This window comes from Chryseobacterium sp. BIGb0232 (assembly GCF_024810195.1).
GTDB classification, from domain to species: domain Bacteria; phylum Bacteroidota; class Bacteroidia; order Flavobacteriales; family Weeksellaceae; genus Chryseobacterium; species Chryseobacterium pennae.
This window is the reverse complement of record NZ_JANUEH010000001.1, coordinates 725,143-741,587: the sequence shown is the minus strand read 5'-3', so window position 1 is coordinate 741,587 and position 16,445 is coordinate 725,143. Positions and strand designations below refer to the sequence as shown.

Here is a 16,445-nt window from a genome sequence, read left to right as displayed (position 1 = left end):
TAAACAGTGAGTTTTATAGCGCTTTATAAATCAGTTTCGGGCCATTTTCGAAGAAAATGGCCCGAAACTTTTTAAAACTGTAAAGCTTACAGAAATATCTGTTTATAGAGAGAGCATCTTTAAATATTCTTTTGGCATCCACATGAAACATAAGATTAAAGTTCCGATCAATAGCAGTGATAAAGCCAAAGTAGCGACCTTAAAACCATCCAGCCTGAATTCTTTTTCCTGATTTCTGCCTGAGCTGTGAAAACCGGAGAGACCTTTAGGATAAGGGTTCTCTTTTGTGGTCTGCGTTCTTCCATTGGATGAAGATGATAGAGAAGGTAATGATTCTATATTCCTGTTTTGTTGAATAGTATGGTTGAATGACCGTTTATTTTCCAGATGTCTTTTTTTAGCCGATTCTACCTTTCCGTCAGCTGTAAGATCCCGGATCAGGGTCTCTATTTTTCCTGAATATTGATCATATTCTTTGCTAATGACTTCAATTCCGTTTTTGGATTCTTTTATTTTAGCTTCATTTTCCTGATGCCGCTTTTCATTTTGCATGATTTGTCTGTTGAGGTCCTCAAGCAACTTCGTCTTTTCATCCTGTAAAGCCACTTTTTCCTTTTCCAGCTCAGCGATAGCGTTTTGAAGGGTTCGGAGTCTTTCTTCCTCAAGGTAATCAAGTTCCTTTTTAAAACCATCAGCATCTACAATTTTAAAAATCCTTTTTTGCTTTACAAATTCTCCAATCTCATGACTTTGGGTAAAATAAATGGTGTCGTAAACGTTCAGAAGATCAATGGCCTTGCTGAAAAAGATCTGCAGTTGGGCAGCATTGGTCTCACAGTATACCACAAGGTAATTATTATTGGATCGGGTAAAATCCAGCTCATCCACTTCCCGGACATTGAATCCTATTTTATCAAAATCCTTAGGTTTCCGGATAGAAAACTGATCGGAATGACTGATGGTAATCGTATCTTCTGAAAGATTATTTTTCTCGAGACTGTTCTGAAAGTCGTTTAGGGCATTAATGATAAGTCCTTCAGAAGCAATTTTATTAACGAAAAGTAAGCTTGAACCTATAAAAGTTCCACCCCTGTCTGAGTTCTGTTCTTTTGCAAAAGTATAAACAGAATAGGAGATAAGGTTACACCCACCGGCGTAATCCTTCCGGATAGAATAGATATTGCTTTGAGGAAACAGCTTAATAGCATCCGTTTTTAGATCAAAGGTTCTTATTTCCTTAGCAATGCTTTGATTTCCACCCAGAAAAAAGGTTTGTCTGAAGCCATTCGGGTTCCCAAAAGTCCCGAATGCGGAGAAAAAATAGGTATTGTCCATTAATTTGTAAAACTAAATTTTATACGTTCCCAGAATGTTCCTTCATAATCCAGATCATAGGCTGTAATACTTCTGTAGAGCCATTTTGCAAGCACTTCAGCCGTAGAAAGATTCAACAGATCAATTTTCTCACTTCCGGTGGTATTCTGAATACTACCTATAGTGTAATAGGTTTTACTTAAACCGTATGTATCGATACGCTGTGAGGCCATAGGAAGATGTTCAGAGATAAAAGCATCAAGAGCTTCGGCACTTTCCACATCCATTCTTCCGGATTTATCCCATTTGGAAATAACGAGAATAGCATTCACCGATTTTAAATTTTTACCCTTTCTTTCCAGCTCATCCAGAAATTCATTGATTAAAGAATCGTCTTTATATGCCGTTTCATAGCTGGTAACAATGACGAATGTAAGCGGAATATTGGCATTCAGAAAAGTTTCTATGCTGCTGTGATAGCTTCCGCCTCTTCGGATATCATTGTGGTTTTCCCCGGAAGTTTCCAGAAAGGTAAGATCTATAGGAACCACTCTTTTAGACCGGTTATTCGGTTCAAAAACAAGATCCAGACGGGTTACCTGATCCCTTGTTGTTCTGTTGGGAAGGACACCCTGTCTGATATTTTCAAAAAAATCGGAAAGCAGAACATTAGCTTCCTTAGAGTTGGGAGTTCCTAGCTTCGGTCTCAAAACTCCGGCATATGACCGGAGATAATAAAGCATAGAAGAAAGGATAACAGATTTCCCGGATTCTGCTGTTCCAAAGAAAAAAACGAAGTTACTTTCCTTATTTTTAATATCATTGGAAATTGTTTTGGCAATCGGAACAAAATCTTCTTTGGTGTCATTTTGAAAATCAAAAGAAAGAGGCTTTAAGGTTTCCTCGGTTTCAAAAGAAAGTGGTTTTAATTGATCGTTGGTTTCCATAGTTTAGTTATTAGGGATGATGGTTTTACCGCTTCTTTTATTGGTAAATACACTTCTGTTGTTTCCATTGTAGTTTCCTGAATCTGTGACCAGTAAAATGATAATAACAATCACAAAATCGAGTAAAATGCAGCCAGCCAATACCACAAACTGGTACATTCCGAAGTTTTTAATGGCATGTTCAAACGCAAAACCTATTTTCCCAACCTGCTGGGTTTTTGAAACTATGGGCTCAAAATGTATTTTATCATTTCCAAGAACCGTTTGTGCGCGGCTTCCCAGTTTATTATAATCTGAAAGAGATTCATCAATTAATCCCTGAGACAGTCCGTCTTTATCTTTTTTAGATAAAAGAAGAAGTTCCTGAATATTTTTATTCCATTTAAAAGCGGTGTTATTGATGTCGTTTTTAAGGGCTCTTTCTTCAGGAGAAAGGTCTGAAACGATATTATCGATCTGTTTTCCCATTCTTTCAGCAAGATCTTCGTAATCTTCACCAACAGGTGTCAGAAGATCTACTTTTTGACCGGTTAATCTTTCGATATCTTTAATCAAAAGCTGGGCACGGGTTCCGATGCCTTTATTTCCAGGGTCTTTGATCTGTTCCATCAATTGTTTTTTCTTGATCTCGATATTTTGAGTGGTTGCTTTATTGTACTTATAGCTTAATTTCGATTCCACATCGTTTTCAAGAGCTGTGAAATTTTTATTAATATCACGAAGCTCATCGGTATAAATATCCGTTTTCATAAACCTTGTGTACAATGCATTAAAATTGGCTATAAAGCAGAATGAGGCAATAAAGATGTAAATTCCCACCAGACTTCCGGTAGGTTTACCTTCCAGTTTGGCACTTCTCAGCATCCAGCACAGGAAAAGGAGGAGCAATGATAAAACCAAGGCAATGACAAATGATGCAGGGCCAAAGATCTGCTGCAGCCCAAGCCATGTCTGGTAAAAGCTTACACTGATCAGTAAGATTGCAAGAATTCCCAAAAAGAGATCTGCAGGAGTCATTTTTTTATTCATAATGTATCTGTTGTTTTTTGAATGAGGTTATAAAAAAACATTTTGTTTTATAATGCCCGAAACTACAAACAACAGAGTAAAGAAAATTACGGAATCCCGTAAAGGGTAGTGCTCCGGATTCAGCCTGAATAGTGATTTTATGAATATGATTCAAGATATTTGAACCATTAAAAGGGTAGAGAGGATAAAAATAGGTAAGGGAATGGCTGAAGCTATTGATTGTACAACCTTATAATTTCATCTTTGATGAATCTTCACTTTTCTTAATATTTAAATTTTTTACGCAAAGATTTCTAAAATAAGGCTGGAGTATTTTAGGAAGCAAAGAGTTGAATCAATTTCATTGATTCTTTCTAAGTGTATGTATAATTTTAGCCACGAATGCACGAATTCTTTATTCATTCGTGCATTCGTGGCCAAAAAAATCTTTAATTATTTCGAGGGATTCCTATTAAAAAGAAGCGATAATATCTGTGTAGATCTGAGAAAATCTGTGGTTATAAAATAATAGGAGCTGTAAAGTATCCTTAATGTTTTAAAATTCTTTTGTTTTTCAGACGCAAAGTTTTCAGTAGGTTTCTGCTATATTTTTAAGCTAGCAAAGAGTTGAATCAATTTCATTGATCCTTCTAAGTGTATGTATAATTTTAGCCACGAATGCACGAATTCTTTATTCATTCGTGCATTCGTGGCCCAAAAAAAATTCAAGTATTTTGAGGTGTTCCTCCTAAAATAGGAAGGAATATCTGTACAGATCTGTGGGTAAAGAAATTATTTTTCTTCTGCTTTTAATTTATTTACCAGAGGATTGGCGTACATCGCCAGGAAATACTCCTTAGAAACAGGATCAGACGGATCTATACGCATCTCTGATCTTCGGATAAACAATTGTTTTTCCTGCTCTGTATATTGAGAAGCATAGGTGTCTGTATTGTTGATTAGGTCGTAGGCTATATATTTAGTAGGCCAAAGCTTGTAATTCTTAATGATAGAATCATCAATTAGCTGTACAATAGCCTGCAACTGTTTGTTTTTATTCTCAATGGTAGCGGCAATATGATCCAATTCTGTATCAATAACATCACCAGCATGGATATGAATTCTTTTCTTTTGTCCTAAAATTCCGCTGAGTATGGTGTTAAAATCTTCATTTTTTCCTTTGATGTATGCCTCTTCTCTGTGTTGTGCCAATAATTGAGGCATTTTTAAGGAATCGGTAGGATCATACTCATAGGAAATAGAGATAGGAACGATCTTTAATGTTTTAAAATAATCTATCAGTGACTGATCTCCTGCGGCCATGGCCAACATTTTTAAAACACCTTGCTGAGTCGCATCATTTCCGTCTTTAGCACGGCCTTCGCGCTGAGCAATCCATACGGAGCGGTTTTCTTCATGTAACAGCATATCAATATACTCAGACATGGTCTGTGAACTTTTAAGCTGATCACGAATTGACAATCCTCTTTGAACTAAAAAGTTACGGTTCAGTTTGGCTAAAACATTCAGAAAGTTTCTTTTTACAAGATTATCACCAATGGCTGAAGCGGTCATAACGTGGCCGCTTTCCAACAAAACAAGGTTAAGAAGGGAAGTATCCAGTACAATATCCCTGTGATTCGAAATGTAAAGATACGAAGCGTTCTTATCAAGCTTATCGAAGCCAGAAGTCGTTAATCCTTCAGAACTTTTGGCAAGAATCTGACGAACGGCATACGCTACAAACTGATGCTGAAAATCACTTATGGAATGAACGTTTTTAAACTGTTCCAGCCAAACCTGCTCATCCTCTCCGGGAAAAGTAAAGTTCATCAGTGCTTTCATCATCGGATCACGGGCTATGCTCTGTAATCTTTTATTCACTTCCTGATCATGAAAATAACGAATTTCATCAAACTTCGACATGTTATGGTAAAAATTAAAACTTTTTGCAAAAGAACGAAAATTTATCTGGGGATAGGGTATAAAGGTTGTTAAAGTATTATGATGGGCGTAGGAATTAGAAAATTTATCTGGTAAACCGGATGAAGCTTTATAGTTTGTTCCATTATATTTAAACCACAAAAGGCACAAAAGTTTTATTTGAAATATTTTAGTTCACTTAAGTTATTTTAGAAGGATACTGTATAATGAGTTCACATAAGAAGAAAATCAAAAATTTTCTTGAGATTTACAAATAAAACAAAGCTTGTCTTAATATTCTTGATCCTCTTAATCTCTTCTTAACGGGTTAAAATAGCGCATCAAATAGGCGAGGTTAGATTCCTTCAGAATGACAAATATTACGCTTATCTATCCATACACTTTGTCATTCCGTAGGAATCTCAACACTATTATTCAAACTATATTTCTAAATATTTAAGTTGGACTCCTGCTTCGGTTTTCCATTCTACAGGACCGCTTGAGGATCTTGCCAGTATAGCTGCTGCTGCTCTTGAAGATGATGTAAAGATGTAATCTTTAGAAAGTTTATAAAAGCCTTCTTCTTTCTGTAAAATTCCTTCTTCTAACATTTTTCTTCTCTCTGCTACTATACTATTAGGTAATGAAGTTTGTTCTGATATCATTAAAAGAGAATCTTTGTATACAACAAAGCCTTCAGTAGATGGGCTCCCTTTAGCATCTGCTCCAGCTCCATTTTTACAGAATAAGATAAGTTGATTTGTCTCATCCTGTTCAACAGTTTCTTCCAGAGACTCAAATATTTTATGGCCTAATGAGGCAGTCAGTATTTTGACATTAGATAAAAATTCTTCCAATTCTGCCTGTTCTGCTTCAGAGAGTTCCGGTCGGGTAGGGATATTCTGATTAATAGAGTAGCGCTCTGCATGAATGGCCAGTTCATACAAACGGTTTTCCAGGTATTTAACACCCGCTTTGTTCAGATACTGATCCTTACTTCCAAAGAATAACACTTCATTCCAAAATTCTTTATTGGCTATATGGCTCACAAGGCGGTCGGCAATGACTTCTGCTTCGCCAATATAGGCAGCATCTTCATTATTGTCTCCTTTACCAATCAGGATATAGACCCCAGGTTTTCTAAATTCTGTACGATTGCTGAATTCTCTTACTTTAATACGGGGAACTCTAATGCCTATTCCTGTCCAGTTACTGAGTTCTGCAGTGGTGAGACTGTTTGGGGTACCATCTACAAAGAATAGGCGTATGGTTTTTCCGAAGGTATTCATAGTTAGTTTTATTATTTTGAATCATGGGTGATTCAGGAATATTGATTTGAAAGTAGCAATGATAAGAAAAATCTTTAGTTTTTGCTTACAGGAAAACGTAAATTTTCTAAAAACAAACTATAAATATGGATTGAAAAAATTTTTAGGTCTTTTATGAGTGGATTTAAAGATGAAAAGCGGAGAATGAAGATTGTAATTATATTGGTTTAAGAGCCAATTTTCACAAATATTTTTCTATATTTAAACCTCATAAATGTTGATTTATCATGGAACATAAAATACATCAGGGACGCAATGTAAAACGATTCAGGGAAATGCTGGGCATCAAGCAGGAAGCATTGGCTCTTGACCTTGGGGATGACTGGAACCAGAAGAAAGTTTCTCTGCTGGAACAGAAAGAAATTATTGAAGATCCTTTACTGAAAAGAATTTCTGAAGTATTGAAAATTCCGGTGGAAGCGTTTCAGAATTTTGATGAGGAGCAGGCGGTGAATATTATAGCGAATACAGTGACTACTGTCAATGATAATGCAACAGGTCAAGTATTTCAGATAAATCCTACTATTAACACTTCTGAAAAATGGCTGGAAGCACTAGAAGAAATCAAGAAATTAAATGATGAAAAGATTGCTCTTTATGAAAGGATGCTGAAGGAGAAGGATGAGATGATGGAGAGGCTGGAGAGGTTGATTGAGAAGGGATAATTTGTTTAAAATATAAAAAAAGGTTCAGCACGTGCTGAACCTTTTTTCAGTTTTATTTCTTCTTTACTTCTTTTTTCAGTTTTAGAATTTCTTCTAATAAGTCTTTTGCATCTCCATCGGTAGGAAGCTGGGGAACTAATTCTCCTTTGAAGGCCTTGTGTAGAATTGCTTGTGGAAGACTGTCTATTTTTTCTTTTAAATTTTTGTATCGCTCTTCTATAATATCTGCTTTTGAAAATAAATTTTCAATTCTATTGATTATTTCATGTTGTTCTAAAATTGTAGGGACTTTTAAAATAAATTTTCGTAATCCGGAAAGTGGAACTGTTAATTGCGCCGTACCAGTTGCACATTCTTTTGCTTGTTCCAAAATATTTTGAGATTTTAAGTAATAATATAAAAAAATATTATATACTTTTTGAGGGTCAGGCTTTATAATTGCAATGTGCCTTTGAAAGCAAAAGTCTATCTTTTCGTTTACCAAAACGGGGATGCCATAAGACCCTGTAACAGTATATAAAATATCTCCAGTATTAGGTTTTCTAATATCCTTTAATTTTTCATAGTAATTTATCGGTACATATCTAGAAATATGATTGAAATTTAATTTTCCATCTGATATATTGGAAATTACTAAAAAAGGAACACCCGATTCAGATTTTGGGGGTGCTTGATGATCTCCATCAGTAATTGAAAGTGAAATTTCATTGAGTTTTTTGAGTTCCCATTCAACAAGATTATTTGTTTTTTCTCGCCATTTTTCAGTTAATTTTCCTGTAACAGCATGCGTTAAAACCTGCTGCCGAAAATCTTTAAGCAATTGAGGAATACGCTCCAATGCTTTTTTCATTGCTTCATGTTGTGCAAATAAAGCATCTAACTTTGCTACAATACGTTCTTGTTCTGGTAATGGGGGAAGGGGGAGTGATAGTCCCCATAAATATGTTGGATCTACATGAGGTATACCAACTCCTCTAGCTTTAGAATTTATTATTTCATATTGGCTTAGTAAAAAGTAATATAAGTATTCACTTTTATAAATATATGGGTTTAATGCTCCTAGAGTTGAGCCAATTGCTCCTTTTTTGGACTTTAATATTAGACCGCTTCTTGATCCATCCCAAACGATTACAATATCATTTTCCTTAAAATGCTTTGATGAATCTTTATCAGCATAATATCTAACTACTTCAGATTCCAAAGCTTGAATATCTCTATAAGGTAATGAATTGTCAAAATTTTCTTCAGATAAAATTTTAGGTTTTTTTCCTTTTCTAAAATTTACTGAATCTTTTAAGTTGACTTCAATCCAATTTTTGGGTAAATTATTTTCCATTACCTAATTCTCTTATCAAATTTTCTAATTCTTTCTGAATAGCATTAAGTTCTTTTAAAGCATACTTAGCAATATCTAAAGGTTCACCTATATCGGATGATTTAGTCAAACTTTCATCTGCAATCAATCCTAAGTCCAAAGAATCATTTTTCTTTGCAATTTCTTCACGGGAAATGCATTGCCAACGTTTGTCTTTTATCTGCTTTCTTTTTCCTTCATCTATTGCTCCTTCATACTCTTTTACTACGTTTTCAGCAGTTAATCCTCCGGTATAAGCTTTGATAAAATCTTCAAATGCTTTTTCTGTAAAAGGTGTTCTTTTTCCAAAGTTTGGCATATTGGTTCTCATATCATAGAACCATACATTTTTGGTATTTGCTTCTTCTTTTTTACCCCTTGTAAAGAAAAGTACATTGGTTTTTACCCCTGCAGCATAGAAAATACCTGTTGGTAAACGTAAAATAGTATGCAGATTACATTTTTCCATCAGATCTTTTCGGATGCGTTGTCCATCACCATCTTCAAACAGAACGTTATCTGGTAATACTGCAGCAGCACGTCCAGTCCCATCAGTAATAAGACTTCTGTAAATATGTTGTAAGAAGTTAAGCTGTTTGTTACTAGATATATATTTTAAGTCTGTTCTGGTAGGTTTTTCTCCTCCTTTCTTCGTGCCAAATGGAGGGTTTGCTAGTACGCCATTAAAGCCTTTTAGGTTTTCACCTAAACCGGTTAAGGTATCTCCTAAAAGAATATTGCTTTCCATTTGGTGTAATCTGGCGTTCATGAGAGCCAAACGATGGGCATCAGCAACAAGTTCTACTCCTGAAAAGGCTTCTTCTTCCTGAAATTTTATTTTTTCAGAAGACAGAACGTAACGGTAATCATATTTTTCTTTCAGATAATGATCTGCAGAAATCATAAAGCCAAAGGTTCCGCAGGCAGGATCATTCCATCTTTCTCCTAATTTCGGAGCCATTAGTTTTACCATTACATTAATTAATGGACGTGGAGTAAAATATTGCCCGGCACCACTTTTCTTTTCTCCTGCATTTTTCTCCAATAAACTTTCATAAATATCTCCCATGACATCACGATCAGATTCTTCGTACCAATCAAGCTTATCGATAGCCTGAACCAAAGTATTAAAGTTTGCAGGCTTAGTAAGTGTAGTAGAAGCATTAGTGTAGATGTCTTTGATAGATGGGCTGTCTGTTTTGCTACTTACATTCGCTAAAAAATCACGGTATAATCTAAAAGCTTCAACATTATCTGTTTCCTCTACAAATTTATTCCATCTGTAATCTTCAGGGATTTGATCTGAAAATCCTTTTACCTCAGATAATTTAAGGAAAAGGATAAAAGTAAGTTCGTTAAGATATTGGTGGTACGTTACGCCGTCATCGCGCAACACATTACATAAATTCCAAAGTTTATTGGCTATTTCCTGTGCGCTCATTTTACATCTCTATGCTGAATACAGTTCATTATTCAGCTCTGTTATCAATTCTTCTAATTCGTTATTAAATATCTTATTCAGTCTTGTAAAACCACCTTCATCTACAAAAGGTCTTAAGTCTAAGTCATGTTTTGTAAGAATGGTTTCTGCCATCAATTGTTTTTCAAAACGGTCTATCCATCTTAATTGTACAGCAGTCCACTGATGTTTTGATTTTAACTTGCTAATGGCTCTCTGAACACGCTCCTGAGGGGTGATTAAGTCAATTCCCATAGAAAGTGTTCTGATATAAGCTATAATATCGGCCGCAATATCCACATTTTTTGTGGATTTCCAAGCGGTATTCAGAGAAGTTTCATTAAAACCTTTTTCATCTAAAAGTAACTTTAATTCTTTTAATGACTTACGGTCTAGCTCCTGAGGTTTGTTGCAAATGATATTTATTGCTGCTATAGTATTGCTATTTTCTTGCAAGAATTTTTTGAAACCTTCTATATAATCTTCAGGCTTATCTGCATTTCCATATCCACGGGTAACTTCCATTACAGAGTCTTCGTGTGTAGAGACAAACTGAGAATATTTCTTGTATACTTTTGTATCAAGATAATTCCAAAGTGAGCTTAATTGCTCTACTGTATTTTTTATTTCAGAGCTGGTTGTATTCTTCAAAGATTGTATTAATTCTTCAATAGTATTGCCATCTGTATGATAAGAAATATGCTCTTTTTGTTCAGCTGTTAGGTTTCTGGACTTTCTTTGCAATTTTGCAATGATTTGTTCAACCTGTTTATATAAACGCTGCTCATCAGAAATTCTCTCAGTTTCCTCTACCAGTTGTTGGAAGGTATAAGAAGCGTTTCCTACGGTCTGTATCTGAGTATAGTCTTTCAGTGCTTCGTATAATCTAACTGCGTCAAATATTTTAAAAGATTCTTTTCCTATTTCTGGACAAAGACGTGTGGCTCTTCCCAACATTTGTTCGTATAATATACGGGAACGTACACGACGCATAAATACAACATTACATATAGACGGAACATCAATTCCGGTAGTTAATAAGTCTACTGTAACAACAATATTAGGATATCTCTCATTCTTAAAATCTCTGGTTAGTTGTGCATTATCATAAACACTACCTGTAATTTTCTGAATAGCTTTTTCATGAACATCAACGCCAATTTTTTCAAACTCTTCGCCCAACATGTTGATTATGGTATCTGCATGGCTATCTCTTGCTGCGAAGATGATTGTTTTTTCATTGCCTTCGGGATCCAGGTTTTTAACAAGCTCCTGAACTACAGCTCTGTTGAAATTATCATTAAGAACTTGTTTATTAAAATGTTCTACATCAAATTTCAATTCATCTTCCAGTTCATCTAAATCCGTTATTTCTCCGGTTTCACCATCATATACCTGAGGTTTTTCTCCCTTTTCCCATGTAATGCCCTCGGTATTTAGAAGAGTTTTAATATTAAATGGAGGTTCATGATCTACCAGGTTGCCATCTATCACAGCTTTTCGATAGGAATAATTATAAACAGATTCTCCAAAAATTTCTGTTGTATGAAGAGCAGGTGTAGCCGTCATCCCTATTTTAAAAGCATCAAAATAATCAAGAACTTTGCGGTACTGTGCGACATAGTCATCTTCATTTCGGATACCAAAATCATCTTCATTCATCTCTTTATCCAGCTGATAACCACGGTGTGCCTCATCAACAATAATACAATCATAAGTGTCTACAGTTAATGATTCCCCTTCATTATAGAAGAGTCTTTTTACCATGCTCTGAACAGTAGCAAAATGTAGGCGAGATTCTGAGTCCGGAATGGTTATTCCAAGGTCATCAAATTGATAAATTCCTCCAAAAGACTGTTGAGCTTCAACTTTATTTTCTTTAATACTATCACGAGCCTGGGTTGCTAAAAGTTTTCTGTCTGTTAAAAATAGAATTCGTTTAAACCTGTTGGCTTTTATCAATCTATATATTAAACCATTAATGGTTCTGGTTTTTCCAGTTCCTGTAGCCATAACAAGTAGAGCTCTTTTATCAAAGGGAGCTTCAGCCAGTTTATTTTCAACGGATTGTATGGCTTCTATCTGATAGTCACGAAGACTTAATCCGCTTGGAGAGGCTAAATATTCATAATCACTTTCTAAAAGCTTTTCTTTAGCGGTATCTGAGTCTCTATTGTATAGCTCTTTTAGCCCTTCCGGTGAATACCAGCCTTTTAAAGCATACGGACGATTGGTAGATTTTCTTATATCCTGAAACCAAATTCCACTTTTGGTTTTCAGTTGTTCCAAATATTTTTTCCCGTTGGTGGAATATAAGAATGGAACCTTATAAGCATCCCATTGCCCGAGTAAAACAATCTCATCCTGTGGGTTGATATTTTCTGAATATACCTTAGACTGCCGAAGGTTGGTAGAAATATCAGTATTATATTTCTTAGCCTCAACTAAACCGTAGAGTTCAGTACCAATAAATAAAGCATAGTCAGCATACTTTCCTCCACATGGCCATTCTGCAATTGCTTTATTTTTTCCTTTTTCGGGTAATATTTTTTTATTCTTGTAATTAATATTTTCTGTATCACATTCCCATCCAGCGGCTCTCAAGTGAACATCGATAAGTTGGATTCTTGTATCATATTCATTGAGATTAATTTTATCAGCATAGAATTGAGCTTTCTCTCTTCTCTTTTTGATACCACTTTCTGAAACATTCAGTGATTGAATTTTTAATTCATATCTCTTTAATTGAATGGTTAATTCATCAACTTTATCTGTTAAAGATGCTATTTCCTCATCAGATTTATTGGGTGGTAATTCATAGACAAGATTTTCAATAGTATCTTCTTCGTAAGTTTCAAAAAACCACTTAGCAAGACTAAATATTTTTTTTAAAATAAATAAAGCTTCATCAGATTTATTAGAGCCATTATGAGAGGCTCTGTTACCTGATTTTCTAATAACATGAAAAATATCAGTTATTGTATCAGGTAAGATTTCGTGATGATTTAGATACTGTATAGCATCGTGTTGATTTAAATTAGAGATATCTTCTGATTCAAAACCAGCAATTAAACCAACCAATTTTTCACAGAATAATCTTGATTTTGAGATCGATGAACTGGCATCTATATAATATAAAGTTTCAGCTAATCTTGAACAATTAAAAAGCTCAGGATAAAGATCCTTTAGAAATAAAAATTTTGATGGCATTAGGTGTTTTTAATAGTATAGGTTATTGTCTTTAAAAAAATCACTGGTAAAAGACAAACTTACTAAAAACCTACTATAAATAAAACACTTTTCGCTTTAAAACACAGTAGAAGCTTCTTTTCTAAATTTTATTAAAAATGCTTAGAACCAAGACTATAATGATGACTTATCTATAAAATATATTTCATATAGATATACTCCTCCTACACATCCACCTCCTCAACCTCCACACCGGCAAATACACAAATACCACAGACAGCACCCCAGCCAATATCCCCACCACAACAGCCATCGCCGTAGCATCCAGCCTATAATCCTTAGAAAAATTATACTGCCCTAAGAAAAGCATCGCTAATACCAAAGAACAGGTAATCACACCATGCAGAATACTTAGTTTAGTCATTAGCTTTTTAATATTCAACGCTTCATCTACGGTAAACTCAATGGCGCCTTGTCCGGCGGCATCGTTTACTCTTTTGATGATGTCTATGGTGAGGACAACGGGGAGAAATAGGGCCATGGGTAAGGTAAGGCGGGCCAGATTCTGTTCGCCGGAGAAAAAATGGGTGTAGCCTAATTCTTTGAAGCTGGCATAGGCGATGATGAAATTGAAAAATACATTCGGAAGGACATAGTAAATTGTACGCTTGATGAGAAAGCGTTTAAGGGTGGTTTTTTTGAGCTTTTTAGGCGGCTTCGGCTTAAATTTCAATTTCATACGGAGGTGGTCATTAGCGCTATGGCTTTCTCTTTTATTTTAGCGGCTTCTGCCTTGGGCAGGAAGTCTTCGTTGGACAAAAATATAAAATCCATTTGATGGTTGTAGGTACTCGTCACCAAAGTGTTTGAGTTCAACCAGGGAAATGCTACGGTTGGACTGAAGATGGTTTCTACACTGAAGTTTTTATACTCACTTGGGATGTTGATTTTTCCCATATTGGAAAGGGTCACATCATGCCCGCCATTGCTTGATTTTAGCATGGAGATCATACGGTCTACAATCGGGTGCATCTGTTCACCCATCCACAGGAGTTCACGGGCTTCCATCTTTCCAATTTTCTGGGTAAGATCTTCTTTGATATGTTTGGCGTTGTTCAGTAGATCTGAAGTCCCTTTTTTTATGGCTAGATCAACCGTTGGTGCAAAAGCAAATAAATGATCTTCTTTGATCTCAGGAATAAAATGACGGACATCTACCGGACTGATCACTTTACCTTTGGCATCTTTCCCTTTTATCTCCTGAAAGGCCTGCATAAATGCAGAACACAATAAAGCATGTACGGAAACTCCGTTAGCTTTGCATCGCTCCATAATTTGGGCTGTGGCTGCCGGATCCAGTTTCTGGTGAAGAACGTAATCGTTTCCGAGATTTCTCTTTTTGCTTTTTGGTTGTAAAAGAAAGAAGAGCTTGGCAAACATCCGGTAAAGATTAGCCTTGAATTTCTTAGTTTTTACATTAAAGTTGGAAGGTAAAAATTCATCTACTGAAATGAAAGGTTCATAAGGTTCTAACTCTAAAGCGGGATCATCCAAAAGCTGAAGCAGCTCTTTCATTAAGGTAACTCCGGTGGTTCCGTCTGAAATGCAGTGCGGGATGGCCCAAAAGACTTCAGAAACATGCTGTCCTCTTACCCATACTACACGGGCTAAAGGAGTCTTTTCTTCCTCAAATAAGATTTTCCATTCTTTTTGAGATTCTGTCAGCCAGTCTTCCTCTGTTTTTCTTTCTACAATGCGAAGTGGGATAGGAGCGATGTCTTTTTCCTCTTTAAAAAAAGGATATTTTTCACTTTTAGAATCAATAACCACTCTTAATAACGCATGTTTCTGCTGGATTTTTTCCAGAGCAGTTTTAAAATTCTGCTCCGGAAGTCCTCCTTTTATTTTGGCTGCAAATACACAGTTTACAGGGGTTTCAGGATCTACATACATGATCCTTTCCACCATCATTAGTTTTCTTTTGATCATGATACAGCGATATATTCCAGTTGTAATTTAATGATCTTCATGACTTCATCGCGGATGGCCAGGGCATCGGTATAGGGTAAATAGCCTTCACTGCCGACAAAAGAAAAATCCATTTTTCCTCGATAGGTAGAAACTACCATTGTGGTGGTATTCCCCAGCGGACCAATTACAGACGGACTGAAAATAGTATCCACAGAGAATTCTTTATACTCATGAGGAATCTGAATGCGCCCCAGATTGGAAAACATACAGTCATTAGAGGATTTTCCGTTCTTTAAAAGCCTGGTGAAGTTGTTCAATGCATCATGCCCGGATTCCATCACCATCATGGTAATATAAGGATCTAGCTTAGAAGTTTTACGTTCTACGGAAGCCTGCATGGCATGTAAATTTTCTATAAAGCTCAGCTTTTCATTGGCAGAAACTACGATCATCAGTCCAAAAGCAAAAATATGATCGTTTTTCACCTGGGTAGCAAAACGTCTGATGTCTACAGGACAGGATACTTTATTGAAAGCTCCGCTTCCTTTTACTTTTTTGAAAGCCTGAAGTAAAGCAGCACTTAAGAATGTATTCACCGTAGCACCATTGGATTTACAATAGGAAATCAGTTGCTGACTTACGGTTTCATCTACTTTCCAACTGATTAAATAATCATTTTGGCGGTCAATGGATTTTTTACCGGTAGGAATAACCTTGATAGCTGTAGCAGCCAATCTTCCGATGAATTTAGCCTTTAGTTTTTGCTTTCGGTTGTTTAAAATATTGGCGGGAACTACATCCTGAATCCCTAAAATAGGACTTTCTATCCCAATATCTGCTGAAGGATTATCCAGCACTTTTAAAAATTCGTAAAGAAAAGCCATTGCAGAACCACCATCACATAAACAATGATGGAACGCAAACAGCATGTCAGACACGTCTTCCCCCTTTATCCAGACAAACCGGATAAGAGGCAATTTTTTAGGATCGAATAAAGTATTCCATTCCCTTTTGGATTCTTCCTGCCAGTGATCGTCTCCTTTTCGGGCTACAATGCGTACCGGAATGGAGATGGGATTCTCAGGAACATCAAACCAGGGAATATTTTTCTCGTCATGAGCGATCAACGCTTTTAACCACGGATGTTTTTTCTGGATCTGAGCCAAAGCCTGCTGGATATCCTTCAATACAAAGGTACCTCTGAGTCTGAAAGGGATTACCGCATTGAACGGTTCTGTTCCGTCTCCCAGTAACATTCGCTCACCAAATAACAATCTTCTTTTCATA

12 protein-coding genes are annotated in these 16,445 nt (G+C 35.9%); 1 reads left to right on the top strand and 11 read right to left on the bottom strand.

Features of this window, described 5'->3' with window-relative positions:
* Positions 1-102 precede the first annotated feature (102 nt).
* The 5 genes from M2372_RS03125 to M2372_RS03105 form a co-directional block, all read right to left on the bottom strand.
* Positions 103-1,335: a hypothetical protein gene (locus M2372_RS03125; protein WP_123318389.1), complete on the bottom strand. Its 1,233-nt coding sequence runs from the start codon at positions 1,333-1,335 to the stop codon at positions 103-105.
* A complete protein-coding gene (locus M2372_RS03120; protein ID WP_123318390.1) occupies positions 1,335-2,261 on the bottom strand; it encodes a hypothetical protein in 927 nt (308 codons plus the stop codon). Before M2372_RS03120 ends, M2372_RS03125 begins: the two co-directional genes overlap by 1 nt.
* Positions 2,262-2,264: 3 nt before the next feature.
* Entirely contained in the window at positions 2,265-3,290 is a 1,026-nt protein-coding gene (locus tag M2372_RS03115; RefSeq protein ID WP_123318391.1) for a hypothetical protein, read from the bottom strand.
* A 771-nt stretch (positions 3,291-4,061) separates the two neighbouring features.
* Positions 4,062-5,195, bottom strand: a complete 1,134-nt coding sequence (locus M2372_RS03110; RefSeq protein ID WP_123318392.1) for a 1-acyl-sn-glycerol-3-phosphate acyltransferase — start codon at positions 5,193-5,195, stop codon at positions 4,062-4,064.
* A gap of 437 nt (positions 5,196-5,632) precedes the next feature.
* Positions 5,633-6,481 carry a GIY-YIG nuclease family protein gene (locus M2372_RS03105; RefSeq protein WP_123318393.1) on the bottom strand — a complete coding sequence of 283 codons (849 nt, stop codon included), beginning with the start codon at positions 6,479-6,481 and terminating at the stop codon, positions 5,633-5,635.
* Positions 6,482-6,747: 266 nt separating this feature from the next.
* Between M2372_RS03105 and M2372_RS03100 the strand changes: the two genes are divergently transcribed.
* Positions 6,748-7,185: a helix-turn-helix domain-containing protein gene (locus M2372_RS03100; RefSeq protein WP_123318394.1), complete on the top strand. Its 438-nt coding sequence runs from the start codon at positions 6,748-6,750 to the stop codon at positions 7,183-7,185.
* 52 nt (positions 7,186-7,237) lie between these two features.
* Here M2372_RS03100 and M2372_RS03095 read toward each other — a convergent pair whose 3' ends face one another.
* The 6 genes from M2372_RS03095 to M2372_RS03070 form a co-directional block, all read right to left on the bottom strand.
* Positions 7,238-8,521: a restriction endonuclease subunit S gene (locus M2372_RS03095; RefSeq protein WP_123318395.1), complete on the bottom strand. Its 1,284-nt coding sequence runs from the start codon at positions 8,519-8,521 to the stop codon at positions 7,238-7,240.
* On the bottom strand, positions 8,511-9,980 hold the full coding sequence (locus M2372_RS03090) for an N-6 DNA methylase (protein ID WP_123318396.1): 1,470 nt from the start codon (positions 9,978-9,980) through the stop codon (positions 8,511-8,513). The genes M2372_RS03095 and M2372_RS03090 overlap by 11 nt, the downstream gene beginning before the upstream one ends.
* 9 nt (positions 9,981-9,989) lie before the next feature.
* Positions 9,990-13,208 carry a type I restriction-modification system endonuclease gene (gene hsdR, locus M2372_RS03085; protein WP_123318397.1) on the bottom strand — a complete coding sequence of 1,073 codons (3,219 nt, stop codon included), beginning with the start codon at positions 13,206-13,208 and terminating at the stop codon, positions 9,990-9,992.
* 184 nt (positions 13,209-13,392) lie between these two features.
* Positions 13,393-13,926 (bottom strand): hypothetical protein, encoded by a 534-nt coding sequence (locus tag M2372_RS03080; RefSeq protein ID WP_123318398.1) that lies wholly within the window; start codon positions 13,924-13,926, stop codon positions 13,393-13,395.
* Positions 13,923-15,176 carry a condensation domain-containing protein gene (locus M2372_RS03075; RefSeq protein WP_123318399.1) on the bottom strand — a complete coding sequence of 418 codons (1,254 nt, stop codon included), beginning with the start codon at positions 15,174-15,176 and terminating at the stop codon, positions 13,923-13,925. Before M2372_RS03075 ends, M2372_RS03080 begins: the two co-directional genes overlap by 4 nt.
* Positions 15,173-16,444: a condensation domain-containing protein gene (locus tag M2372_RS03070; RefSeq protein ID WP_123318400.1), complete on the bottom strand. Its 1,272-nt coding sequence runs from the start codon at positions 16,442-16,444 to the stop codon at positions 15,173-15,175. Before M2372_RS03070 ends, M2372_RS03075 begins: the two co-directional genes overlap by 4 nt.
* Between the last annotated feature and the right edge of the window lies 1 nt (position 16,445).